This window comes from Ginsengibacter hankyongi (assembly GCF_008710285.1).
Lineage (GTDB): Bacteria > Bacteroidota > Bacteroidia > Chitinophagales > Chitinophagaceae > Ginsengibacter > Ginsengibacter hankyongi.
In genome coordinates, this window is the sequence record NZ_VYQF01000001.1 from 1,346,516 (window position 1) to 1,368,939 (window position 22,424).

A 22,424-nucleotide genomic window follows, 5' to 3' on the forward strand; every position below is an offset into this window, starting at 1 on the left:
TCTCTGCTAAAGGAATTATTCGAATTGTAAATCCAATCCCAAACCTCTTAATTCATGAACCAATACGTTGAATGATTCAGGAACGCCGGGTCTTGGAATATTATCACCTTTCACAATAGCCTCATAAGTCTTGGCTCTTCCAATAATATCATCAGATTTCAATGTCAGTAATTCCTGCAAGATGTTTGATGCACCGTAAGCTTCCAATGCCCATACTTCCATTTCACCAAAACGCTGACCACCAAACTGTGCTTTACCACCCAGAGGTTGCTGAGTAATTAAACTGTACGGCCCGATTGAACGTGCATGCATTTTATCGTCAACCATGTGGTGTAACTTAATAATGTAGATGATGCCCACAGTCGCTTTCTGATCGAAACGATCGCCGGTTTCACCATCATATAAATAAGTATGTCCAAATGTTGGCAGGTTTGCTTTTTCAATCTGCTCTGCAATTTCTGCAACGGAAGCACCGTCAAAAATCGGAGTTGCGTATCTCTTATCTAATTTTTCACCAGCCCATCCAAGAACAGTTTCATAGATCTGCCCGAGGTTCATACGACTTGGTACACCTAACGGATTTAATACTATATCCACGGGAGTTCCGTCCTCAAGGAAAGGCATATCTTCCTGGCGAACAATTTTTGCAACAATACCTTTATTACCATGGCGGCCCGCCATTTTATCACCCACTTTCAACTTACGTTTAACAGCGAGATAAACTTTCGCAAGCTTTAATACGCCAGCTGGTAATTCATCACCAATTGAAATATTAAATTTCTCTCTCTTGTACCTTCCTAATTCTTCGTTATACTTAATATTATAATTGTGCAACAAAGTATTGATATGATCATCTGTTTTTGCTTCACCAGTCCATCCGAGAGGATTTACATTCTGATAATCAATATTAGAAAGATTTTTTGGTGTGAATTTGGAACCTTTGCCAATAAGCATCTCTCCAAAATTATTACTTACGCCCGCTGAAGTTTTATCTTTCAACAAAACCAAAAGCTTGCTGATGAGTAATTCTAATTGATCGGCTTCGTTTTTCTCATGCGTCTTATCAATCTTTTCAAGAGAAGCCTTTTCTTTTACTTTACCGTTCTTATCTTTCTTTGCACGCTGGAATAATTTCTTATCGATTACAACACCTTCCGTTCCACTTGGTGCTTTTAATGAAGCATCCTTTGCATCTCCGGCCTTATCGCCAAAGATTGCCCTTAATAATTTTTCTTCCGGTGTTGGATCGCTTTCGCCTTTAGGAGTAATTTTTCCGATAAGAATATCTCCTTCTTTAACCTGTGCACCGATTCTTATTACACCATGCTGATCCAGGTCTTTTGTAGCTTCTTCACTTACGTTAGGAATATCAGGAGTTAATTCTTCTTCACCCAATTTTGTATCTCTTACTTCAAGTTCAAACTCGTCTATATGTATTGAAGTAAACAAATCTTCTTTTACCACTTTCTCGCTGATAACAATAGCATCCTCGAAGTTGTAACCTTTCCATGGCATGAATGCCACTTTTAAATTACGCCCAAGCGCTAATTCACCATCTTTTGTAGCATATCCTTCGGTTAAGAAATCGCCTGATTTTACAGTTTGGCCTTTCTTTACAGCAGGACGAAGATTAATGCAAGTACTTTGATTGGTTTTTATAAACTTAGTAAGCCTGTAAACAATAAGATCCTCTTCAAAACTTACTAATTTCTGTGCCTGGTTCCTGTTATATCTAACATGGATTTCATTTGCGTCAACGTATTCAACAACGCCATCCCCATCAGCATGTATCTGAATCCTCGCGTCCCTGGCCGCTTTTCCTTCAAGGCCGGTACCCACAATAGGTACCTGCGGAAGAATCAATGGAACAGCCTGGCGTTGCATGTTTGAACCCATCAATGCTCTGTTGGCATCATCATGCTCAAGGAAAGGAATTAATGAAGCGCTCAATCCAACAATCTGGTTGGGCGCCACGTCCATATATTCAACTTCATTTTTATCAAGAATAGGGAAATCACCGGTTTCCCGTGATTTCACTTTATCAAATAGAAAATTGGATTTTTCATCAAGCGGCGCGTTTGCCTGTGCAATTTTTGCGGTATCTTCTTCTTCAGCACTTAAGAAATATACTTTCTTCATATCTACATGGCCATCATGTACTTTACGATAGGGAGTTTCAATGAAACCCATCTCGTTAATTTTTGCATGAACGCAAAGTGTAGATATCAAACCAATGTTTGGTCCTTCAGGAGTTTCAATTGTACAAAGACGTCCATAATGTGAATAGTGCACGTCACGTACTTCGAATCCTGCACGCTCCCTGCTTAAACCACCAGGTCCGAGTGCTGAAATACGACGTTTATGTGTGATTTCACTTAACGGATTCGTCTGGTCAAGAAATTGTGATAATTGAGACGTTCCAAAAAATGAATTGATAACCGATGATAAAGTTCTTGCATTGATCAAATCAACCGGGGTAAATACTTCATTATCTCTTACGTTCATTCTTTCACGAATGGTACGTGCCATACGGGCAAGACCAACGCCAAACTGAGCATATAACTGCTCACCCACGGTGCGTACACGGCGATTACTTAAATGATCAATATCATCAATTTCACTTTTTGCATTAGTAAGCAAAACGAGATATTTTATTATCGCAATAATATCTTCCTTAGTTAAAACTTTTTTCTCAATTGGATAATTTAAACCAAGCTTACGGTTGATTTTATAACGACCTACTTCACCTAAATCATAACGTTTATCACTAAAAAATAATTTATCAATAATGCCACGGGCAGTTTCATCATCCGGTGCATCTGCACCGCGTAACTGGCGGTAAATGTGCTGCACCGCTTCAATCTCACTATTGGATGTATCCTTATTTAATGTATTATAAATAATTGCGTAATCACCACTTACTTCTTCTTTCTGAATGAAAACGCTCTTCACCTCAAGCTCCAGAATCATTGCAATATTATCATCATCCAAAATTGTATCTCTTTCCAGGACAATTTCGTTTCTTTCAAGACTCACAACTTCGCCGGTATCTTCATCCACAAAATCTTCAACCCATGTACGAAGTACTCTTGCTGCCAAACGTTTTCCGACATTAGCATGCAATGTTTTTTTATCAGCTTTCACTTCCTCAGCCATTCCGAAAAGTTCCAGTATGTCTTTATCAGTTTCGTAACCTATAGAACGCAATAAAGTTGTAACCGGGAATTTTTTCTTACGGTCAATATAAGCATACATCACATTATTAATGTCTGTAGCAAATTCCATCCAGGCGCCTTTAAAAGGAATAACCCTGGCAGAATATATTTTAGTACCGTTCGGATGAACTGATTGACCAAAAAATACACCTGGTGAGCGATGTAACTGGCTTACGACAACCCTTTCTGCACCGTTAATTACAAAAGTACCGCGGGGAGTCATGTAAGGTATATTCCCAAGAAATACGTCCTGAACAATTGTCTGGAAATCCACATGTTCTTCATCATTACAGCTGAGGCGAAGTTTGGCTTTCAGAGGTACTGCATAAGTAAGGCCTCTTTCAATACATTCTTCGATTGTGTAACGTGGAGGATCTACAAAATAATCCAGGAATTCCAGCATGAAAATATTTCGCGTGTCGGTAATAGGAAAATTTTCCTTAAACACACGAAACAAACCCTCAACATTACGTTTATCGGGTGTGGTTTCTAACTGGAAAAAGTCTTTAAAAGATTGTATCTGTATCCCCAATAGATCAGGGGTTTCCGCCAAATGTTCAATTTTTCCAAAACTGATTCTTTGATCTGGAGCTACTTTAGTTGGAGCCATATTTTAGTTAAAATATTTTAAAGTGAGAGCACCTTTACAAGGGTAATTACAGGTATTTTGTCAGTTACCCGAAAATAAAGGAGTGCAAAAGTAAGCATAATTATTCAAATATCTTAAAAGTAACTTCCCCTAAGAATATTTTAGGGAATTTTTACAGTAAGACAATTTAAACAAAAATGCTTCAAGTAAGCAAAGGCCGAAGAAAATCCCCGGCCTCTGCAAATTATTTAATACAAATATTATTGTATTTCAACGTCAGCGCCGGCCTCAGTAAGCTTATTTTTAATTTCTTCTGAAGTTGCTTTATCAACACCTTCCTTAACGGCCTTGGGCGCGCCATCAACAAGGTCTTTCGCTTCCTTAAGACCAAGGCCTGTAAGTTCTTTTACGATTTTTACAATACCCAATTTATTAGCACCCGGGGCTTTAAGAATCACATTGAAAGATGTTTTTTCTTCAACTGCAGCTGCTCCGGCACCTGCATCTGCACTCGCAACTACTGTTGCTGCTGCTGGTTCAATTCCATATTCTGATTTTAAGAATTCAGCTAATTCCTGAACTTCTTTTACCGTTAAGCTTACTAAATTTTCAGCTAATGCTTTTACGTCTGCCATTGTTTTTTGATTTTATTTTTTCCGGCTTCTTTCCCTGATAATAATCAGGGTCCGTCGGAGGGTTTTTTAAAAAAATTGTTTATTAATAATTTAGCTAATTGCTAATAATACACATTATAATTAAGCTTCCGCTTTAGGTTCTGTTCCTTCAGTTTCCGGTTGATTAACTTCTGTTTTTGCTTCAGTTGGAGCCGCTTCCGCTTTTACTTCGGTAGCTTCGGCTTTAGGTTCGCTGTTCTCATTTGTTTCAGGCCTGTTTTGTAACGCACCTATTACTCTTTGTATAGGCGACATTAATAACCCAATTACTTCACCAATCAGTTCATTTTTTGTCTTGATTTTGGTAAGGGCAACCAGTTGATTGTCTCCTACGAAAATATCACCATTTAAAAATGCTGCTTTTAATACGGGTTTTTCACCGTTTATTTGTTTACGGAAACTACTGATAATAAGTGCAGGATCTTTAGGACTTTCGCTAAACATTAAGGCAGTTACCTGGTGTAATGAATCGTACACACCCGAATATTTATCATTATCAAGACTTTCCAGCGCCTTTTTAATGAGTGTGTTTTTTGCCACTTTCATTTCCACTTGTTTATCAAAACAATGGCGACGAAGATTGGTAACTTGTGCAACACTAAGGTTTTCTGTATCGGTTATATAGAAGTTAGAATACTGAGAAAATTTATTTTTCAAAGTTTCAATCACTTCCTGCTTTTGTTCTTTATTCATACAATGTGTTTTGCTGCTTTGGCTTGTTAACTTACAACCGAAGCAAATAAATTTTATTAATTCTGAACAGATTTTGCATCAATAGTAATGCCCGGGCTCATCGTGCTTGCCATGCTAAGGCTTTTCAAATAAATGCCTTTTGAGGTTGATGGTTTTAATTTAATGATAGCATTAATAAGTTCCTGGCTGTTGGCTTCAATTTTATCGGGAGAAAAACTTACTCTTCCAATTGACGCGTGAACAATTCCTACTTTATCTACTTTAAAAGCAATTTTACCGCCTTTCACATCACTAATTGCTGCTACGACGTCATTAGTTACTGTTCCTGTTTTAGGATTGGGCATCAGGTTTCTTGGTCCTAATACTTTACCCAGCCTACCAATTTTCGGCATTACCGAAGGAGTTGCAATAATTACATCTACATCTGTCCAGCCGCCTTCAATTTTTGTTATGAATTCATCCAGGCCAACAAAATCAGCACCGGCGTCTTTTGCAGCTTGTTCTTTATCAGGAGTGCAAAGCACCAGTACCTTCTTTGTTTTTCCAGTTCCGTGCGGAAGCGAAACTGTGCCACGTACAGCCTGGTCTGCTTTTTTAGGATCAACCCCTAAACGAATGTGAAGATCAACAGAGCTGTCGAATTTGGTTGTATTAATATCTTTTATAAGTGATGAAGCTTCCTTAAGCGAGTAAGTTTTATTTTGATCAACTTTAGCGTTGGCTTCTTTTCTTTTTTTAGTAATCATTTTTTCAAAAGTTTATAAAATCTGCGTGAATGCAAATCCAGTACAATTAATTTTTTTCCCATGGAGCGGTTCCATCAACAGTTAATCCCATACTGCGGGCAGTACCGGCAACCATTTTCATGGCACTATCCAAAGTGAAGGCGTTAAGATCTGCCATTTTATCTTTGGCAATTTCTTCCACCTGTGCCCAGGATACTTTACCTACTTTATTACGATTGGGTTCTTTGCTGCCACTTTGAATTTTAGCGGCATCTTTTAATTGTACTGCAGCGGGAGGAGTTTTTATAATAAAATCAAATGATTTATCTCCGTAAACTGTAATGAGAACGGGAAGGATTTTCCCTTGTTTATCCTGGGTTCTTGCATTGAACTGTTTGCAAAATTCCATGATATTAATACCTTTTGAACCTAGAGCAGGGCCTATTGGCGGTGCAGGATTGGCTTGTCCTCCTTTACATTGGAGCTTGACATAGGCCGTAATTTCTTTTGCCATATTTAATTTTTTGGTGTTAGCGTCCTTCGATACTTCGACAAGCGCAGCATTTCAGGACTCCCAATGAATGATTTCTACTAAAGAACTTTTTTTGGGAGGGCGAAGGTACAAAAATAATTTATTACTGCAAGAAGTTTTTTGATTGATTATTAAGAAACAAATATTCAGGAATTTACTTTCTCCACAGCCATAACTAACCTTATTTCACTATACGTAATATTCTCAGGTAAATTATCTTTTAGAATTTTGTGGCTGGAGTTGCCATAAGTTTTAGCAGCTGCTTTTATCAGGAGTTGTTTTTCCAAAGACACCAATTCATTTATATCAATATCGCCATTTCCTACAAACCACCCCAGGTGGCCCTCGATAGTGCTTACAGTAAAATTTCTTTCTTTAGCAATTTCAGCAACAGTTTTTCCTTCTTTAAATAAATTATAAGATAGTGTTTTGGTATCCGTCTTTACTTCATTATTTTTTTCTTTTCGTTCTCTTTTTGGATTAGCCTCTTTGGCAACTATGTTAGTTTCTATATTGTTTGCAGAACAATATTCCTGAACTAATTGCAAAACATCATCGCCGTACTTATCAACTTTTGCTTTCCCAAAGCCACTTATCTGTAATAAATCTTTTTTAGTTAGAGGAAGATAGGTTGCAATTTCCGTTAACGTAGCCCGGTTGGCAATCATGTAAATAGGCATTCCTGATTTATCACAAATCTCATCTCGCCACTGTTTCAGCATCTCATACAATTCAACATTTGGAACATCTGTAAAAGATTGCTTTTTGCCGCTTGCATAAATTGATAATCTAAATGCTGGCTGGGCAAACTTTAATTTATGTTGTAAAAACGATGTAACAGAAAAAGGTTGTTTACAATATTGCAAAAAGTAATTGGTGCTATATAAACTCAACGCCAATTGATTCATATATTCATTGATAATATTTGCAACTTCCCGGTGTTCGGTAATTAAAGGATGGTTTTTGAGTGACTGCTGGTAACCAGCAATTTTTTGTTCAAAATGATTTGCTGCAGCATTGATCCTTTTTTGCAGCATTTCATTATTTTCTATTACAGGTTCATCTTTCATTAATGTTGACACCTGGCTGACAAATTTTAAACCAATCTTCTTATCAGCTAAAAAATCATTTTTAAAATTTGCTATCCATTCAATTCCTTCTTGATTTAGTTTATCTGAATGCTCTTTGATTTGATAAGATAAAGCATCAGCAACAGTTGATATTTCATTAAAAGAGAAGATCTCTTCCAATAATTGTTGCGTATAAATTTGCCTTGCCCCGGCAAATCGATCCGCCAATGAACCTTTGTGAGTTAAGGCCTGATGTCCCTTTGTAACATTATCATTACTATAAATAGCTTCAGCAGGAATTTTTGACAGGAGAACAATACCATCAAGATTGGTACATCGGCTTAAGGCAACATACACCTGGCCACTGCTGAAAGCTGCACCAGCGTCAATCATAACCTTTTCAAATGTAAGTCCCTGGCTTTTGTGAATGGTAATTGCCCATGCAAGCCTCAAAGGAAATTGAGTAAATGTCCCTAAAGTTTCCTGCTGTAATTTTCCATCGATCCTATCTAAAACATAACGTGAATTTTCCCAGGTTTCCATTGATACAGAAATATCTGCTCCATCGCATTCAACAATTATTTCCTCATCATCCAAAGATTTTACAATGCCTATTTTCCCATTAAAATATCGTTTACTGATTACATCATTTTTTAAGAACATTACCTGTGCGCCAAGTTTTAAAACAAGCGAACCATCAGCAGGATAATTATTTTCAGGAAAGTCACCTTCAATAATTGCTTCATACTTATAAGATGGAGGTAATAACTTTTGCAGTTCACGGGCATTAATTTGATCTGCCTGGTTATTATGAGAAGTAAGGGTTATATATTTTTCTTCAATCGCTGGCCTGAATGCAGGATTATATCGAAGATGCAAATCCTCGAAATCATCACCGCTCATATTGTTGTTGCGGACTTTATTGAGCAAAGCAACAAATGAATCTTCTTTTTGCCTGTAAATTTTATTCAACTCAATAAGCAACGGCATTTGCTCCCTAGCAACAATGCTATCAAAGAAAAATGGCGATGGATAATATTCCTGCAAAATACTCCATTCGTGGCGCTGCGCTACGGGCGGCAATTGAAACAGATCGCCAATACATAATAATTGTACGCCGCCAAAAGGAGTGCTATAATTTCTTCGAACCGATTTTAAAATTGTATCTATTGCATCCATAGTATCGCAACGGACCATACTTATTTCATCAATAACCAGCAATTCCATTTTGCGAAGCAATTGTTGCCGTTGTTTATTAAACCTGATTTTTGCCAGCAACTCATCGTTATTATTTTTTGTTGGCAAAAAAGGATGAAAAGGCAATTGAAATAAACTATGTAACGTGACGCCACCAGCATTAATAGCAGCAACTCCTGTGGGCGCCGCGACGATAATATTTTTAGCGCAGTTCTCCTTCAGATATTTCAGAAAAGTTGTTTTACCTGTACCGGCTTTGCCTGTAAGAAAAATATTTTCGCTTGTTTCGGTTACAAACCTGTAAGCAAGATCAAACACCTCATTACGTTCTATTGAATTAATATTTTGCATTGCCTTCCGGTCATTTGATTTAATAAAATAGCCACGGATTATACAAACTTATTTAAAAAGAATTTGTAATCCGTGGCCAAATGGTTAAGCAGATGCTTTACTTCCTAACAATAATAATTCATGGACCTGAATTTCGGTACTGTATTTTTTGTTACCGTCTTTATCGGTGTAGTTGTTGTTCATCAATTTTCCTTCGATGACAACTTCTGTTCCTTTCGTTAAATATTTTTCAGCAATATCCGCCACTTTGCCCCAGGCAATTAAATTGTGCCATTGTGTTTCTTTTACTTTTTCACCTTTCGCATTGCGATAAGTTTCGCTGGTTGCAATAGAAAAGCGTGCAAGCTTTTTACCACTTTCTGTGTTACGTACTTCAGGTGCATTACCTAAATTTCCAATTAATTGAACTTTGTTTTTTAAAGCATTCATGACTTTGAGTTTTGTGCTCATCATTTTTAGATGAACTTGTTTTTAAATTTTTTATTTCAGTTGACGATCCAAATTCATTTTGTTTCATCAACATCACAAAGATGCAATCCTCAAAAAGCGTTACTCGTATTTTAATCGTTTATAGTTGGATATAACCGTTTGTAAACGCTTGTACATGAAAAATAGTTATTGTATCTTACTCTGTAAATCAAACTAACTTTTATGACGTCAGAAACAAAAATAAAACTTTGTTTAACCTGCGCGAAACCAGTTAAAGGAAGAACCGATAAAAAATTCTGCGATGATTATTGTCGGAACAATTATAACAATCAATTAAAATCCGGCACAACCAATCTTATAAGAAACATCAATAACGCGTTAGGTAAGAACAGGCGAATCCTGGAAAATTTTTTCGGTAAAGAAGATATGACTAAAACAACCAAAGATAAGTTGCTGGAAAAAGGATTTCAGTTTAAATACATTACAAACACCTATACCAATAAAAAGGGGAATGTTTATTTTTTTTGTTATGATTTGGGATATCTTCCTTTGGAAAATGACTGGTATTTATTAGTGAAGCGAAAAGAAGAATAATTTTTGGAAACAAAAAACCCATCTCAGGTTTGAGACGGGTTAGTATTATAAAAAATATTTTTAAGAAATTTTTTCTACCTGCATATAATTTAATTCGACAGGAGTAGCACGGCCGAAGATCTTAACCTGTACTTTCAACTTTTTCTTTTCATCCGTTACTTCCTCAATTACTCCATTAAAATCATTAAACGGTCCATCAATAATTTTAATAGTTTCGCCTACGATAAATGGTTCACTCATGGTCATTCCGCCTGCATCGGCCATTTCATCAACCTTACCCAACATCTTGTTCACTTCAGCTTTTCGAAGACTGATAATATTTCCTTTGGAGCCTTTGCCATCTGTTAAAAAATGCATTACATTACTGATGTTGCTTAGATGCTGAACAATTTCATCGGTAAGCTTTCCATCAACAACCTCTATCATTACATAACCAGGATAAAAGTTACGCTCCCGCATTACCTTTTTGCCATTCTGCACTTTATAAACCTTTTCAACGGGTAAAAAAACCTGGAGAATTAATTTATCCCATCCGTTTCTTATAATGTCTTTATCGAGATATTCTTTTACCTTTCTTTCTTTACCGCTTACCACTCTTAGAACATACCACTTGGTTTCCTTTTCGGGAGCAGCAGATTTTATTTCCCCGCTTTCATCAGTTGTGGTTTCCTGTTCGATATTATTAGTTTCTGTCATAATTACTTAAATAAAGAATAAACAAATTTCAAAACCCCATTCGACGCAAAGTCCATTAATGCCACAAGTGCGGTTATAATAACAGTGGCAGCCAAAACAATCATAGTAGATTGTTGTAGTTCCTCCCAGGTTGGCCACGTTACCTTTTGCATCATTTCTTTATAAGAATCCCTGATGTATAATGATATTTTATTCATAAAAAAACAATTTGAAAATTTGAATATAACGCAATTTGAAAATTGTTACCAATAAATTTCAAATCCCGCATTCATTGCACGGGCACAAGGATTCGAACCCTGATCAAAGGTTTTGGAGACCTCTATTCTACCGTTGAACTATGCCCGTATACCCGCCCATAAAGGGGCTTAAGAACTTAAACTTCCCAAATTCAAATAATGAAGTGTGAAGTTGTAATTATAAAACTTTTTAAAAAACAAAGTACTTAAGCATGCCGCCTAAGTACTTTGCAAAGATATTAAAAGCTTCCACAAAGTCCTCCCGTCGGGAGGATTTAGGTGAGCAATTATTTCAGTATCTCAGTAACCTGCCCTGCACCTACCGTACGGCCACCTTCACGAATTGCAAATTTCAAACCTTTTTCCATTGCAATAGGAGCAATTAACTTAACGGTAAGGCTTGTATTATCACCAGGCATTACCATTTCAGTTCCTGCTGGTAATTCAACTTCACCCGTAACGTCAGTTGTTCTGAAATAGAACTGGGGGCGATATTTCTGGAAGAATGGAGTGTGACGTCCGCCTTCTTCTTTGCTTAATACATAAACTTCTCCTTTGAATTCTGTATGCGGAGTTATTGAACCTGGTTTGCAGAGTACCATACCACGACGGATCTGGGTTTTTTCAATACCACGTAATAACAAACCTGCATTATCACCAGCTTCGCCTTCGTCCAATAATTTTTTAAACATTTCAACACCCGTAACTGTAGAAGTTAATGGCTTTTCCATTAAACCTACGATTTCAACTCCTTCTCCTACTTTAATGCGACCTCTTTCAATACGACCTGTAGCAACAGTTCCACGACCGGTAATTGAAAATACGTCTTCAACGCTCATAAGGAATGGCTGGTCAACAGGGCGGGGAGGTAACGGAATGTATGAATCAACTGCATCCATTAAATCGTCAATAGCCTTAACCCATTTTGCGTCACCCGCCAAAGCTCCTGTTGCAGAACCTTTAATAATAGGAGTATTATCACCGTCGAAACCGTTTTTAGTTAACAGTTCACGAATTTCCATTTCAACTAATTCGATCAATTCAGGATCATCTACCAAATCAACTTTGTTCATGAAAACTACCATACGTGGCACACCTACCTGGCGGGCCAACAGGATATGCTCTCTTGTTTGTGGCATAGGGCCATCAGTAGCGGCAACCACTAAAATGGCGCCATCCATCTGGGCCGCACCTGTAATCATATTCTTTACATAATCCGCGTGACCTGGGCAATCTACGTGTGCATAGTGACGATTTGCAGTCGCGTATTCAACGTGAGCAGTATTAATTGTAATACCCCTTTCTTTTTCTTCAGGAGCACCATCAATATCATCATAATTTCTTTTTTCCGCTAAACCTTTTTTAGACAAAATATCGGTTATAGCGGCTGTTAGCGTTGTTTTACCATGATCCACGTGACCGATAGTACCAACGTTAACGTGGGGTTTATCCCTTTTAAAATTCTCTTTTGCCATTGTGTTTGTTTTAATTTTTGTTTTAAAAATGTTTCTTTTGCCGCCCTATAATACATTTATGCAGCAATTCTTATTGAGCGGAAGACGAGTCTCGAACTCGCGACCTATAGCTTGGAAGGCTATCGCTCTACCAATTGAGCTACTTCCGCTTATTATTCTAGTTTATTATTAAAAACTATTTCCAATAATTCTGAGCTGTTGATGAGAATTGAACTCACGACCTCTTCCTTACCAAGGAAGTGCTCTACCCCTGAGCTACAACAGCTTGAAAGAAGTCCACCTCATCTATTTCAAATAACTTTTTATTTTGTTTAAAAACAACTTAAACAATATTTAAAGTGGGCAGTGGTGGATTCGAACCACCGAAGTCGAAGACAGCGGATTTACAGTCCGCCCCATTTGGCCACTCTGGTAACTGCCCTTCCAATTGGTTCCTGGCAATTTTCTAATTGCTTATTGCCATTTTAACTGAGCCAGTGGAGGGATTCGAACCCCCGACCAGCTGATTACAAATCAGCTGCTCTGGCCAACTGAGCTACACTGGCAATTGCAGCAAACACACATTTGTAATGAACTTCCCAAATTTGCATACCTCTATAGGTTATTTTTTGGGAAGGCAAAGGTAATGGAAAATGTTTAATGGAAAAATTTTGAAAAATAAAAATTATTGTCAGTAAACTAGTTGGCTCATCGGAAAGAAAACTCTTATTATTCCTGAAATAATTAAGAATTATTTTATGAAATACTAAAATCATTTCAAAATTGTGGGTTCAAAAAAAATCCCCCGAAACGGGGGATACATTTAAAACCTTTTATTTAGATTCAGGCTGCCATCTTTTCTTTTTTTCTTTTCATTTGTGTTATAACCGATTCTAATGCTATATCAAAACTTTCTTCAAAAGATTTCGAAGAATGCTTTACAAAAAAATCGTGCCTGGGTACATGTACCTTAATTTCAGCAACCTTGTCTTTAATATTGTGAACCACATTATCCAGCTTTAAAAAAACATCTACCTTGGTAATTCGTTCGTGAAATTGTGCAAGTTTAGAGAGTTTCTTCTCCACATAGGTAACCAATTTTGTGTCTGCTTCAAAATGCAGAGTTTGAATTTTAACGTTCATAGAATTCATAAATTTTAACAGTGAACAATAAATATAATTTCGATTAGATTTAGACGGTGGTAAGCAATAAACAATTTTGAGGAGAGACATAAAAACTGTTTGAATGAAGTTACATTCCAGAACGCATTTTTCAAAGAAAAATTTCATAATTATTTATATCCGCGAAAGATTTATGATTTAGGATGGGCCAGCTTGTGCACCTCTTTTAATTTATCAATTGAATTATGAGTATAAATTTGAGTAGAAGCAAGGCTTGCGTGGCCGAGAAGCTCTTTTATCGCATTAATATCGGCTCCGTTATTTGTTAAGTGCGTTGCAAAACTATGTCGTAGAACATGCGGGCTTTTTCTTTCATTGGTAGAAACATCGCCGAGGCATTTTTTTACGACATTATATACATATTTTGGGTATAATTTTTTGCCCTTTTTATTAATAAGCAAAAAAGATTTTTGGGTGTCGCCGGATAAAAAATTCTTGCCGGCATTATAACTGTCAATTTCCCTTAATAATGCATTATTTACCGGAATTATTCTTTCCTTATTACCTTTCCCTAATACCTTAATAGCGCCATTACTCTTATCAATATGTGATTCTTTTATATTAATAAGTTCACTAAGCCTTATACCTGTTTGATAAAAAATCAGCAGCAAAAGCCTGTTTGTTTTACCTTCCCAGGTATCCGGAAATTCTGTATCATTAAACAATGTTTTAAGGTCTTTTTGTGCAACAAAAGAAGGAAGCCGTTTGCTTATTTTTAATGAAACAATCGCGGATACCGGGTTAACCTCGATTTTATTCATTTTAAGCTGGTACTTGAAAAATGATTTGAGAGTAGATATTTTACGGTTAATAGATTTAGAGGCAATCTTATCTTCCTTTAAGGAGGCAAGCCAGGAACGAACTATCGACGAAGAAATTTCGGCTAATTCCAAAGAATTATATTGTAAAACAACAAAATCAAAAAAACCTGCCAGGTCATTCTCATAAGAAATGATGGTATGCCTGGAATATCGCTTTTGAAAAGTAAGATAATTCAAAAATTCCCGAATAGGATAATTTTCAGTTACAGGCATAAAAAAACGGTAGCTGTAAAGTTAATAAACCTAAGCTATCCGTAAGAAGATATAATTAAGATATTCTACGCTTCTATTTTACCGCTGGCAATTTGTTGTTTGTAAACTGCCTTCAAAATCTCACCACGCCTCTTTACTGAAGGCTTGGTAAAAGACTGGCGCTCACGAAGCTGCAGTAATGTGCGGCTTTTCTCAAATTTTTTCTTGTACTTTTTGAGCGCTTTATCAATATTTTCGCAATCTTTTGAATCAATAATGAGCATAAAATTTTTCCTTTTATTTTTTTTAGGAATGCGAAGATAAAGTAAATTTTTAAATTTAGAAATCATAAGCCAGAAAAGCTCATTTAAAAACCATAACCATGTTTACCGGAATTATTGAAGCGCTTGGAACAATTCAAAGCGTCTCCGTCGACAGAACGAACAAAACATTTTGGATTAATAGCAATATTTCTTCCCAATTAAAAATTGATGAAAGCCTTTGTCATAACGGTGTATGTCTTACGGTAGAAGATATTAACGACAATAAATACCAGGTAACCGCCATACAGGAAACTTTGGAAAAGACAAACCTGCAAAACTGGAAACAAGGAGACGTTATAAATCTCGAACGTGCCATGCAAATGAATGGCCGTATTGATGGACACATTGTTCAGGGGCATGTAGATGGAACCGCGAAATGTATTTTGAAGAAAGACCTTGATGGAAGCTTTGAATTTATTTTCAGTTTTGATGAAAATAAAGCTGCTTTAATAATAGAGAAAGGCTCGATATGTGTTAATGGAGTTAGCCTTACTGCTTTTAATGTTGCCCGAAATACTTTTGCCGTTGCCATAATTCCTTACACATTTGAACATACTAACTTCAAAAATATTAAAGAAGGCGATACTGTAAATTTAGAGTTTGATATGTTGGGCAAATATGTGGCACGCATTCAATCTCTGCAATAATATTGCCTTTACGTTAAACCAATTTCCCAATGCCTTTGCGGAATTTCAACATCAGTAAAACCTTTACCTAACAGGCGGTTTTTAAAATCTACCTGTACATCATAATCTCCGTGAACTAGAAATAATTTCTTCACCTGCTTTGGATCCTGGCACGCAAGCCATTGGCTCAAATCCTGGTAATCACCATGTGCACTCATACTTTTAATTTCTCCAATTTCTGCATGCACCTCATGGGCTTGTCCAAAAATGCCCACTTCTTTTGGGTGCAATTTTAATCTTCCTCCCAATGAATTAGGTTCGCAATAACCGGAAAGTAAAATTGAATTGCGGCTATTTTCAATATTATTACTGATATGATGTTTCACTCTTCCTGCTTCTGCCATACCACTTGCGGAAATAATAACACATGGTTCATTCAAATAATTAAGTGACTTACTTTCCTCAACACTTTTAATAAAATGCAATCCCTTAAAACCAAAGGGATCCTCATCACTCATTAATAATTTTTGAATACGGTTATTAAAATATTTAGGATAGCTTTTAATAATATCAGTTGCTTCAAGGCTTAACGGGCTGTCAACAAAATATTTTACAGGTGGTAAACTGTTTTCATTTTCAAGCTGGTTTAAAAAAAATAAAATTTCCTGCGTACGTCCCACACTAAATGCAGGAATAATCAATTTCCCTTTTTTTTGTAAACATGTTTTTGTTACCCATTGCAAAAGTGCATCGGCTGTGCCTGTAACCTCATCATGCAATTTATTTCCATAGGTTGATTCCATAATAATATAATCGGCCTGCGGAAAAACCCCGGGCGATTTTAATATAACATCCCTGTATCTTCCGACATCGCCGGAGAAAGTAAGACGTGTTTCTTTCCCGTTTTCATTTATTTTTAAATGAACGGTTGTGCTGCCAATTATATGGCCCGCATCAAGATACATGAATTGAACATTTTCGTCTATCCTATGCCATTGGCCATAATTTACTATCACAAAATAATCAAGTGCTTTTACCGCATCTTCCATTCCATATAAAGGCTGCAGATAAGGCTGTCCTTGTGCTGCACGTGTTTTGTTTTCAAACTTTATATCATTTTCCTGTATGCCGGCGCTATCAGCCATAAGAATTGCTGATAAATCTTTTGTTGCATCGTTTGCAAAAATTTTCCCGGTAAATCCGTCTTTAACCAACTTTGGTATAAGGCCACTGTGATCCACATGCGCATGCGATAGAATTAAGTAATCTATTTCCGCAGGTATAAATCCAAAATCGCGATTCAATGTATCAGTTTCATTTCCCATTCCCTGGAACATTCCGCAATCAAGTAAATATTTTTTGCCGTTTTTTAAAGTGAGTAAATGTTTGGATCCTGTAACGGTACGGGCTGCCCCATGAAATGCAATCTTCATAATTCGTTGTATAAATTAACAATGTAAATTGAAGGTAAGAAATCAAACTGCAAAATGATTTGCCAGAGTTTATTTCCCAGGAGATTTTGTTTTAAAAGACCATGTAAATAAAAATTCAGCGACTATTTCTCCGAATTTATTTTTACCGGTTGATTTTGCAATTGCGCTTTTCCCTTCTCCTGTTTTAACAGCCTCGTCAATTATTGATGCAATTTCTTCTCCCTGCTCACAAGTAAAAAAAATAGTACCCGTCGCTTTTTTAAAATATGTTGCTTCCATTTTTGTTACAAGCATTGATATCGATGGCTTTCTTTCATACACGTTGCTCAATGCAATAGTTCCAGTGCTCATTTCTGCTGCCATTGCAAGCGAAGCAAAATAAGTGGAATGAAATGGGTTTTGTGTAAGCCATTTATAAGGAACAGATGTAACACATCTTTCTTCATTAATTTCTCTCACTTTGACTCCTGAAAAAAAAGCGGCAGGGAGCCGGGTCAATAAATACATCCTGAATTTGAAAGGGTGATTTGCAAGTTTAAAAAATCTTTGTTGAGAAGAATTCATAATTGTCTATTTAGCCCCACCCCCAACCTCCCGAAAAATCGGGACAGGATCTCTCCTAAAGGAGAAGGAACAAAACCTTCGCCGGGCGTGGATTGTAAAAGAACCATATTTTTTTGCATTAACAACATCGTACATCAAACTTCGTACACCGCATATTGTATTCACTTCTCTTTCTCCAATATTTCAAACTCCCTGCTAATGCTTTCCCCGTTTTCATCTACAATAGTAAGTAAATGTTTGCCGGGAGAAGGGCTTGCAGCCATTTGATGAAAATTTATTGTGGTACCAATATACTCATCATCGAGATGCCAGAAAATTTTACTTCCCGGTTTCCGGTTAGCGGCAGTGAAAATTGTTTTTCCACGTTTCCCATCTATTTCCAATGGCACGTAAATTTTAGCGCCTTGTACGGGATATATTAATTCCATTTGCTTTCCTGTTTCGGCAAACTCACAGCCAGGCTTAAACGAAGGCAGTGGTTTATAATCATGGTTCTTCTGTTTGTAATACCATTCCATCGCAGGCGTTAACACAAACCAGCTTTTGTGAATCATATTGGAAGGAGATTCACAACTTTCATTTACCCGGTAAATGCCTGTTGGGTCTAAATGAATCAATTTATGATAGGGGCATAACGGTGACCTGTACCCGTTTTTTGGTACCATAATCGTATCGACATCCGGACAATCAATATTTGCCCTAAAGCCACTTTCACGGCATACCGGAATAAAAGCAAAATTATTTGCAGGTTTTGAAAACCATTTTGATGAAGGCAATTCACGAAAAATATCAAACATAATCGGAGCTGAAGTCTGAACACCAATCAGCCCGGCCCTTCCTTCCCCATCTGTATTGCCCGCCCACACAGCAACAACATATTTTGGCGTAACGCCTATTGCCCACGCATCCCTGAAGCCAAAGCTCGTGCCTGTTTTCCAGGCTATTTGTTGTGATGAAGAAAATTCCTGCCACAATCCTTCCTCACCGGGACGCATCACTTCTTCCATTGCCTGGAAAGCAAACCATATAGACGTGGCATCTAAAGAATTAATAACATCATCCGCAGATTTTTTTATCGGCTTATTACTTACAAGATAATTGGGCGCATGAAAATCTTCTTTTAAAGCAACTCCATTATTTTTTTTCTGATGATTTAAAGTACGTGCCATACCTGCATAAATTCCCGCAAGATCCCACATGGTTATTTCACCACCTCCAAGGATTAATGAAAGGCCATAATTATCTGCCGGTTTATTGAGTGTTGTAATTCCAAGTTGTTTCAGCAAATCATAAAATCGTTGATATTTATATCGCTGCAATAATTTCACCGCAGGAATATTTAAAGAGCGTGCCAGCGCAATAGACGCAGGAACAGCGCCATCATAACCCAGGTCAAAATTTTGCGGAGCATATCCTCCTATCTGCGTTGGAATATCAGGAACAAGCGAGTTGGGTAAAATCATTCCATCACTAAACATTGCTGCATACAATATCGGCTTTAAAGCGCTGCCGGGGCTTCTTGGCGCTTTTATAACGTCTACATCACTTTCAAGCTCTGCATTTTTGGTATCATAAATATTCCCAACATAAGCTAATACATTTCCTGTTTCAACATCCAGCACCAATGCACAGGCATTATTAATTCCATTTCCTTTTAAAACATTGTGATGCTGATTTAAAATATCAATTACATTTTTTTGAAGGTTGATATCAATTGTTGTTTTAGATCTTGATGGCAAACTTTTATTAACCTGCGCTTCTTGTTTAAATCTTTGCAACAGATGCGGAGCAAGTTGCGGTAAAGAAACCGGCTCTCCGGGAAGCGGTTCTAATTTCGAAAGATAACAGGTTGATTGATCAATAATTTTATTCGTCAGCAATTTATCCAGCAATGCATTCCTTTTTTTTAAGAGCACCTGCCTGTTTTTACCGGGATGTACTAACGCTGGTGCATTTGGCAAAACAGCCAACGATGCCATTTCACCCCAGCTTAATTTTTCAGGGCTGCGCCCAAAATATCTCCACGATGCAGCATCCAGCCCAACTACGTTACTTCCGAATGGCGCTTCGGATGCATACAACGCCATGATTTGTTTTTTGGAATAGCTGCATTCCAATCTTACAGATTGAATACTCTCAATAATTTTTTCCCAGATGTTTCTTTTAGTTTCATGGCGGCTTAAGCGTATAACCTGCATCGTTAGTGTGCTGCCGCCTTGCACCACTTCCTTGCTTCTCACATTCCTTAAAGTTGCTCTTGAAAATGCAATTATATCAACTCCGGGATGGCTATAAAATCTTTTATCTTCAAATGTGGTGATGCATTTTATAAATTTATCCGGCACATTTTCATCGTAAGGAAAACGCCATTGCCCATCCGCAGCAATAGATGCATTCAAGAGATTGCCATCTTTATCCTCAATAACAAAACTTGTGGGAGCATTAAATAATTTTGAAGGAAGACAAAAGTAAAACCAGGTGTATAAACCCACAGCTATCAGAAAGAAAAACTTTATTTTAAGAGGGATTTTTGACATGGAGCGAGCAAACATGCAGGTTTGAAAATACCGTTTAGGCGTATTTTTTTGAGAAGTTATTTTGGTTTCAGTTTTTCCTTTGCCATTATTAGTGCATGGTGCAGCTTTTGCTGCAACAATTTTTTAGATGGCAGACTTGTATAGTATTGGGCAACCCTTATATTGCCCTTATCCAACTCGAGGAGTTCTATATGCTCATCAGCTTTGTCCGCACACAAAATCAATCCTATTGGTGTGTTTTCATTTTCTTTCTTTTCATATTTAATTAGCCAATTAAGATATAATTCCATTTGCGATTTATAGGCAGTTTTAAATTTGCCCAACTTAAGGTCAATTGCAACCAATCTCTGTAACTGCCTATTATAAAAAAGTAAATCTATATAGTAGTCTTCACCATCTACCTGTATTCTTTTTTGCCTTGCCAGGAAAGCAAAATCATTACCCAATTCAATAATAAAACGCTGCAAGTCGGCAATGATTGACGTTTCAAGATCCTTTTCACTAAACGTGTCATGCAATCCCAAAAAATCAAGAAAATAAGGATCCCTGAAAAACAAATCAGGTGAAACAGGTTCATTATTGCTAAGTGCAGCAAGCTCTTTACGTATAAGTGATTCCGGGTTTTTTGAAAGTGCGGTACGTTCGTATAACATGCTGTTTATTCTTTCTCTCAACTGGCGCACACTCCAATGTTCGCTTCTGCACAATTGAATATAAAATTCCCTTTGCAAATTGTCTTTTATGTAAATCAATTCTTTTAAATGCGACCAGCTTAATTCTCCCGACAGTGTAGAGATTATTTTTTCTTTTGGAAAAATCTCTACAGTGTAGAGACAATTCCAAAGTTGTTGTTTACTCCATCCCCTGCCATACTCTCCGGTTAATTTTTTGGATAAATTATGAATAACCTGTTCCCCATAATCTGCTCTTTTATTATTAAGGATTTCACTTCTTATCATTTTCCCGATATTCCAATACAAGACAGTGAGGCGCTGATTTACGGCAACTGCAATTGATATTTTGCTTTCATTTATAAGCCGGCAAACCACAGCAAACAAATGCTTTGTATTTAATTGTGTATTTGTACTTTTTAGTTTAGGGTTCATTTTTCGGCTTAAATGTAAAACAAAAATTATCTTATTTTACTTTAGTAGCTCATGCCTGCGTAATAACATCGATAAGCGTTGCAAATTGTTGTCCTTTTTTTACGCCCTGTTTTCCCATTCATCCGTTAGTTCTTTTCTAACCTCAAAGTAGCATGTTTCTTTCTCTGCAACCCAGTGGCTGCGAATTTTTTTACTTTCAAATAATTTGATGTTGCTCACAAAAATTACTGTTTGGAAATAAAATTTTGATTGAATTTTTTATATCATTCTAATTTCAGTCGTCGGCAAATTGACCATAACTCAAACCAAAGAATAGCTTCATTTCTTTTTCTTTACGTCTTTTATAACTTTCTTTTCATCGTTTTCCAGCCTCCGCTGCACTTTCTTTAAATCCTCTGCACCAGGAAGTTGCTCAGGCTTTACGCTTCTTTCAATCAGCATTTTTCGCACGGCCAGGTTGTTTTCAATATGTTCTTTTGAAATAGTATTTTGACCTTTCAAATCTTTTTCAGTTACATTATGGCTGGTAAGTTCAGTTGCAAAATCCTTTGCTTTAATAATAAGCGTGGGTAAGAAATCCGCTAAAGGCCTGGTACGCGGGACTTGTAATTTCACCTTCATGTCGCCAGTAGTAAATCCTCCAAACAGCGCCTTGTCGCCTTTGCTGCGGATAATAGAAAACCCTCTGTCGTCTACACCTCTTTCGTAAATAATACCGGAAAGCTTCTTTTCCGATTTTGATAATTTTTCTCTTGCAGTTACTCTTGCAATGTCCAATAGCCTTTGTTCAATAATTTCCTGCCTGCGGGTTTGTACAGCAAAATAAGTTTGGGCAAAAGCAATTTCAGCTTTGGCCGCATTGCCATTTTGAGCGATAAGATAACAGGCATACCTTGTAAGCGCAATGTCTTCAATTTCACGTTGGGCCCCTTTAGCAAGATTTATCATTTTGGTAGTGTCAACAAAATGATGGGAAACCTCCCCGCCACTGTTTTTGCAGGCTTCCTTTGCTTTATCAATTACTTTTAAAAAATTACGCCAGTCAGTATAATTAAAAATGTTTTGTAATTCTCTTGCACTCCAGCACTCAATACCTTTATAAATGTAACATGCATGCTCAAACTGTTCAAATAGCTGATGTGTTTGTTCTTTTTTCATCTTCAAAATGTTCGAGACTAAACCTGC

Annotated in this window: 20 protein-coding genes and 5 tRNA genes; 2 read left to right on the forward strand and 23 right to left on the reverse strand. The window is 36.9% G+C overall.

Annotated elements, in window-relative coordinates:
- Positions 1-15: 15 nt before the first annotated feature.
- From rpoB to FW778_RS05565, 7 genes are all read right to left on the reverse strand, one after another.
- Positions 16-3,825 carry a DNA-directed RNA polymerase subunit beta gene (gene rpoB / locus FW778_RS05535; protein WP_150413606.1) on the reverse strand — a complete coding sequence of 1,270 codons (3,810 nt, stop codon included), beginning with the start codon at positions 3,823-3,825 and terminating at the stop codon, positions 16-18.
- A 239-nt stretch (positions 3,826-4,064) separates the two neighbouring features.
- Positions 4,065-4,439 (reverse strand): 50S ribosomal protein L7/L12, encoded by a 375-nt coding sequence (gene rplL, locus FW778_RS05540; RefSeq protein WP_150413607.1) that lies wholly within the window; start codon positions 4,437-4,439, stop codon positions 4,065-4,067.
- Positions 4,440-4,559: 120 nt separating this feature from the next.
- Positions 4,560-5,171, reverse strand: coding sequence for a 50S ribosomal protein L10 (rplJ, locus tag FW778_RS05545; protein WP_150413608.1), 612 nt, complete (start codon positions 5,169-5,171; stop codon positions 4,560-4,562).
- Between the two features lie 56 nt (positions 5,172-5,227).
- Entirely contained in the window at positions 5,228-5,917 is a 690-nt protein-coding gene (rplA, locus tag FW778_RS05550; RefSeq protein ID WP_150413609.1) for a 50S ribosomal protein L1, read from the reverse strand.
- A 46-nt stretch (positions 5,918-5,963) separates the two neighbouring features.
- Positions 5,964-6,410, reverse strand: a complete 447-nt coding sequence (gene rplK, locus FW778_RS05555; protein WP_150413610.1) for a 50S ribosomal protein L11 — start codon at positions 6,408-6,410, stop codon at positions 5,964-5,966.
- 164 nt (positions 6,411-6,574) lie between these two features.
- The gene (locus FW778_RS05560; protein ID WP_150413611.1) at positions 6,575-9,046 is read right to left on the reverse strand and encodes a helix-turn-helix domain-containing protein; all 2,472 of its coding nucleotides are present in this window, start codon (positions 9,044-9,046) and stop codon (positions 6,575-6,577) included.
- Between the two features lie 84 nt (positions 9,047-9,130).
- Complete coding sequence (locus FW778_RS05565; RefSeq protein WP_150413612.1) at positions 9,131-9,475, reverse strand: single-stranded DNA-binding protein; 345 nt, start codon at positions 9,473-9,475, stop codon at positions 9,131-9,133.
- Positions 9,476-9,697: 222 nt separating this feature from the next.
- Between FW778_RS05565 and FW778_RS05570 the strand changes: the two genes are divergently transcribed.
- A complete protein-coding gene (locus FW778_RS05570; protein WP_150413613.1) occupies positions 9,698-10,069 on the forward strand; it encodes a hypothetical protein in 372 nt (123 codons plus the stop codon).
- A 60-nt stretch (positions 10,070-10,129) separates the two neighbouring features.
- Here FW778_RS05570 and nusG read toward each other — a convergent pair whose 3' ends face one another.
- The 11 genes from nusG to rpsU form a co-directional block, all read right to left on the reverse strand.
- Entirely contained in the window at positions 10,130-10,765 is a 636-nt protein-coding gene (gene nusG, locus FW778_RS05575) for a transcription termination/antitermination protein NusG (protein ID WP_150413614.1), read from the reverse strand.
- A gap of 2 nt (positions 10,766-10,767) precedes the next feature.
- Positions 10,768-10,962, reverse strand: a complete 195-nt coding sequence (secE, locus tag FW778_RS05580; RefSeq protein ID WP_150413615.1) for a preprotein translocase subunit SecE — start codon at positions 10,960-10,962, stop codon at positions 10,768-10,770.
- 77 nt (positions 10,963-11,039) lie between these two features.
- Positions 11,040-11,110, reverse strand: a tRNA-Trp gene (locus FW778_RS05585).
- 178 nt (positions 11,111-11,288) lie between these two features.
- On the reverse strand, positions 11,289-12,476 hold the full coding sequence (tuf, locus tag FW778_RS05590) for an elongation factor Tu (protein WP_150413616.1): 1,188 nt from the start codon (positions 12,474-12,476) through the stop codon (positions 11,289-11,291).
- 76 nt (positions 12,477-12,552) lie between these two features.
- A tRNA-Gly gene (locus FW778_RS05595) sits at positions 12,553-12,625 on the reverse strand.
- A 44-nt stretch (positions 12,626-12,669) separates the two neighbouring features.
- Positions 12,670-12,741 (reverse strand) — tRNA-Thr (locus FW778_RS05600).
- A 74-nt stretch (positions 12,742-12,815) separates the two neighbouring features.
- Positions 12,816-12,897: transfer RNA gene (locus FW778_RS05605), tRNA-Tyr, on the reverse strand.
- A 50-nt stretch (positions 12,898-12,947) separates the two neighbouring features.
- Positions 12,948-13,021: transfer RNA gene (locus FW778_RS05610), tRNA-Thr, on the reverse strand.
- Positions 13,022-13,298: 277 nt separating this feature from the next.
- Positions 13,299-13,598, reverse strand: a complete 300-nt coding sequence (locus FW778_RS05615; protein ID WP_150413617.1) for an HPF/RaiA family ribosome-associated protein — start codon at positions 13,596-13,598, stop codon at positions 13,299-13,301.
- Between the two features lie 170 nt (positions 13,599-13,768).
- On the reverse strand, positions 13,769-14,671 hold the full coding sequence (locus tag FW778_RS05620) for a tyrosine-type recombinase/integrase (protein WP_150413618.1): 903 nt from the start codon (positions 14,669-14,671) through the stop codon (positions 13,769-13,771).
- A gap of 65 nt (positions 14,672-14,736) precedes the next feature.
- On the reverse strand, positions 14,737-14,934 hold the full coding sequence (gene rpsU / locus FW778_RS05625) for a 30S ribosomal protein S21 (protein ID WP_150413619.1): 198 nt from the start codon (positions 14,932-14,934) through the stop codon (positions 14,737-14,739).
- 98 nt (positions 14,935-15,032) lie between these two features.
- On the opposite strand from rpsU, the gene FW778_RS05630 reads away from it, so the two are divergent.
- Positions 15,033-15,620: a riboflavin synthase gene (locus FW778_RS05630; protein WP_150413620.1), complete on the forward strand. Its 588-nt coding sequence runs from the start codon at positions 15,033-15,035 to the stop codon at positions 15,618-15,620.
- Positions 15,621-15,628: 8 nt separating this feature from the next.
- Here FW778_RS05630 and FW778_RS05635 read toward each other — a convergent pair whose 3' ends face one another.
- The 5 genes from FW778_RS05635 to dinD form a co-directional block, all read right to left on the reverse strand.
- Positions 15,629-17,032 (reverse strand): MBL fold metallo-hydrolase RNA specificity domain-containing protein, encoded by a 1,404-nt coding sequence (locus FW778_RS05635; protein ID WP_150413621.1) that lies wholly within the window; start codon positions 17,030-17,032, stop codon positions 15,629-15,631.
- Positions 17,033-17,101: 69 nt separating this feature from the next.
- Positions 17,102-17,596, reverse strand: coding sequence for a DUF4442 domain-containing protein (locus tag FW778_RS05640; protein ID WP_150413622.1), 495 nt, complete (start codon positions 17,594-17,596; stop codon positions 17,102-17,104).
- Between the two features lie 161 nt (positions 17,597-17,757).
- Entirely contained in the window at positions 17,758-20,148 is a 2,391-nt protein-coding gene (gene pbpC, locus FW778_RS05645) for a penicillin-binding protein 1C (RefSeq protein WP_235906058.1), read from the reverse strand.
- A gap of 41 nt (positions 20,149-20,189) precedes the next feature.
- Positions 20,190-21,239, reverse strand: coding sequence for a PDDEXK nuclease domain-containing protein (locus FW778_RS05650; protein ID WP_150413623.1), 1,050 nt, complete (start codon positions 21,237-21,239; stop codon positions 20,190-20,192).
- 318 nt (positions 21,240-21,557) lie between these two features.
- Positions 21,558-22,397, reverse strand: a complete 840-nt coding sequence (gene dinD / locus FW778_RS05655) for a DNA damage-inducible protein D (protein WP_150413624.1) — start codon at positions 22,395-22,397, stop codon at positions 21,558-21,560.
- Positions 22,398-22,424: the final 27 nt, after the last annotated feature.

Excerpts from the sequence above, each read along its gene's own strand:
- pbpC (WP_235906058.1), bottom strand. The coding sequence starts at position 20,148 with ATGTTTGCTCGCTCCATGTCAAAAATCCCTCTTAAAATAAAGTTTTTC.
- rplA (WP_150413609.1), bottom strand. The coding sequence starts at position 5,917 with ATGATTACTAAAAAAAGAAAAGAAGCCAACGCTAAAGTTGATCAAAAT.
- FW778_RS05635 (WP_150413621.1), bottom strand. The coding sequence starts at position 17,032 with ATGAAGATTGCATTTCATGGGGCAGCCCGTACCGTTACAGGATCCAAA.
- FW778_RS05565 (WP_150413612.1), bottom strand. The coding sequence starts at position 9,475 with ATGAATGCTTTAAAAAACAAAGTTCAATTAATTGGAAATTTAGGTAAT.
- FW778_RS05570 (WP_150413613.1), top strand. The coding sequence starts at position 9,698 with ATGACGTCAGAAACAAAAATAAAACTTTGTTTAACCTGCGCGAAACCA.
- dinD (WP_150413624.1), bottom strand. The coding sequence starts at position 22,397 with ATGAAAAAAGAACAAACACATCAGCTATTTGAACAGTTTGAGCATGCA.
- FW778_RS05630 (WP_150413620.1), top strand. The coding sequence starts at position 15,033 with ATGTTTACCGGAATTATTGAAGCGCTTGGAACAATTCAAAGCGTCTCC.
- rplL (WP_150413607.1), bottom strand. The coding sequence starts at position 4,439 with ATGGCAGACGTAAAAGCATTAGCTGAAAATTTAGTAAGCTTAACGGTA.
- FW778_RS05615 (WP_150413617.1), bottom strand. The coding sequence starts at position 13,598 with ATGAACGTTAAAATTCAAACTCTGCATTTTGAAGCAGACACAAAATTG.
- rplK (WP_150413610.1), bottom strand. The coding sequence starts at position 6,410 with ATGGCAAAAGAAATTACGGCCTATGTCAAGCTCCAATGTAAAGGAGGA.
- FW778_RS05650 (WP_150413623.1), bottom strand. The coding sequence starts at position 21,239 with ATGAACCCTAAACTAAAAAGTACAAATACACAATTAAATACAAAGCAT.
- rplJ (WP_150413608.1), bottom strand. The coding sequence starts at position 5,171 with ATGAATAAAGAACAAAAGCAGGAAGTGATTGAAACTTTGAAAAATAAA.
- secE (WP_150413615.1), bottom strand. The coding sequence starts at position 10,962 with ATGAATAAAATATCATTATACATCAGGGATTCTTATAAAGAAATGATG.
- rpsU (WP_150413619.1), bottom strand. The coding sequence starts at position 14,934 with ATGCTCATTATTGATTCAAAAGATTGCGAAAATATTGATAAAGCGCTC.
- FW778_RS05640 (WP_150413622.1), bottom strand. The coding sequence starts at position 17,596 with ATGAATTCTTCTCAACAAAGATTTTTTAAACTTGCAAATCACCCTTTC.
- nusG (WP_150413614.1), bottom strand. The coding sequence starts at position 10,765 with ATGACAGAAACTAATAATATCGAACAGGAAACCACAACTGATGAAAGC.
- rpoB (WP_150413606.1), bottom strand. The coding sequence starts at position 3,825 with ATGGCTCCAACTAAAGTAGCTCCAGATCAAAGAATCAGTTTTGGAAAA.
- tuf (WP_150413616.1), bottom strand. The coding sequence starts at position 12,476 with ATGGCAAAAGAGAATTTTAAAAGGGATAAACCCCACGTTAACGTTGGT.
- FW778_RS05560 (WP_150413611.1), bottom strand. The coding sequence starts at position 9,046 with ATGCAAAATATTAATTCAATAGAACGTAATGAGGTGTTTGATCTTGCT.
- FW778_RS05620 (WP_150413618.1), bottom strand. The coding sequence starts at position 14,671 with ATGCCTGTAACTGAAAATTATCCTATTCGGGAATTTTTGAATTATCTT.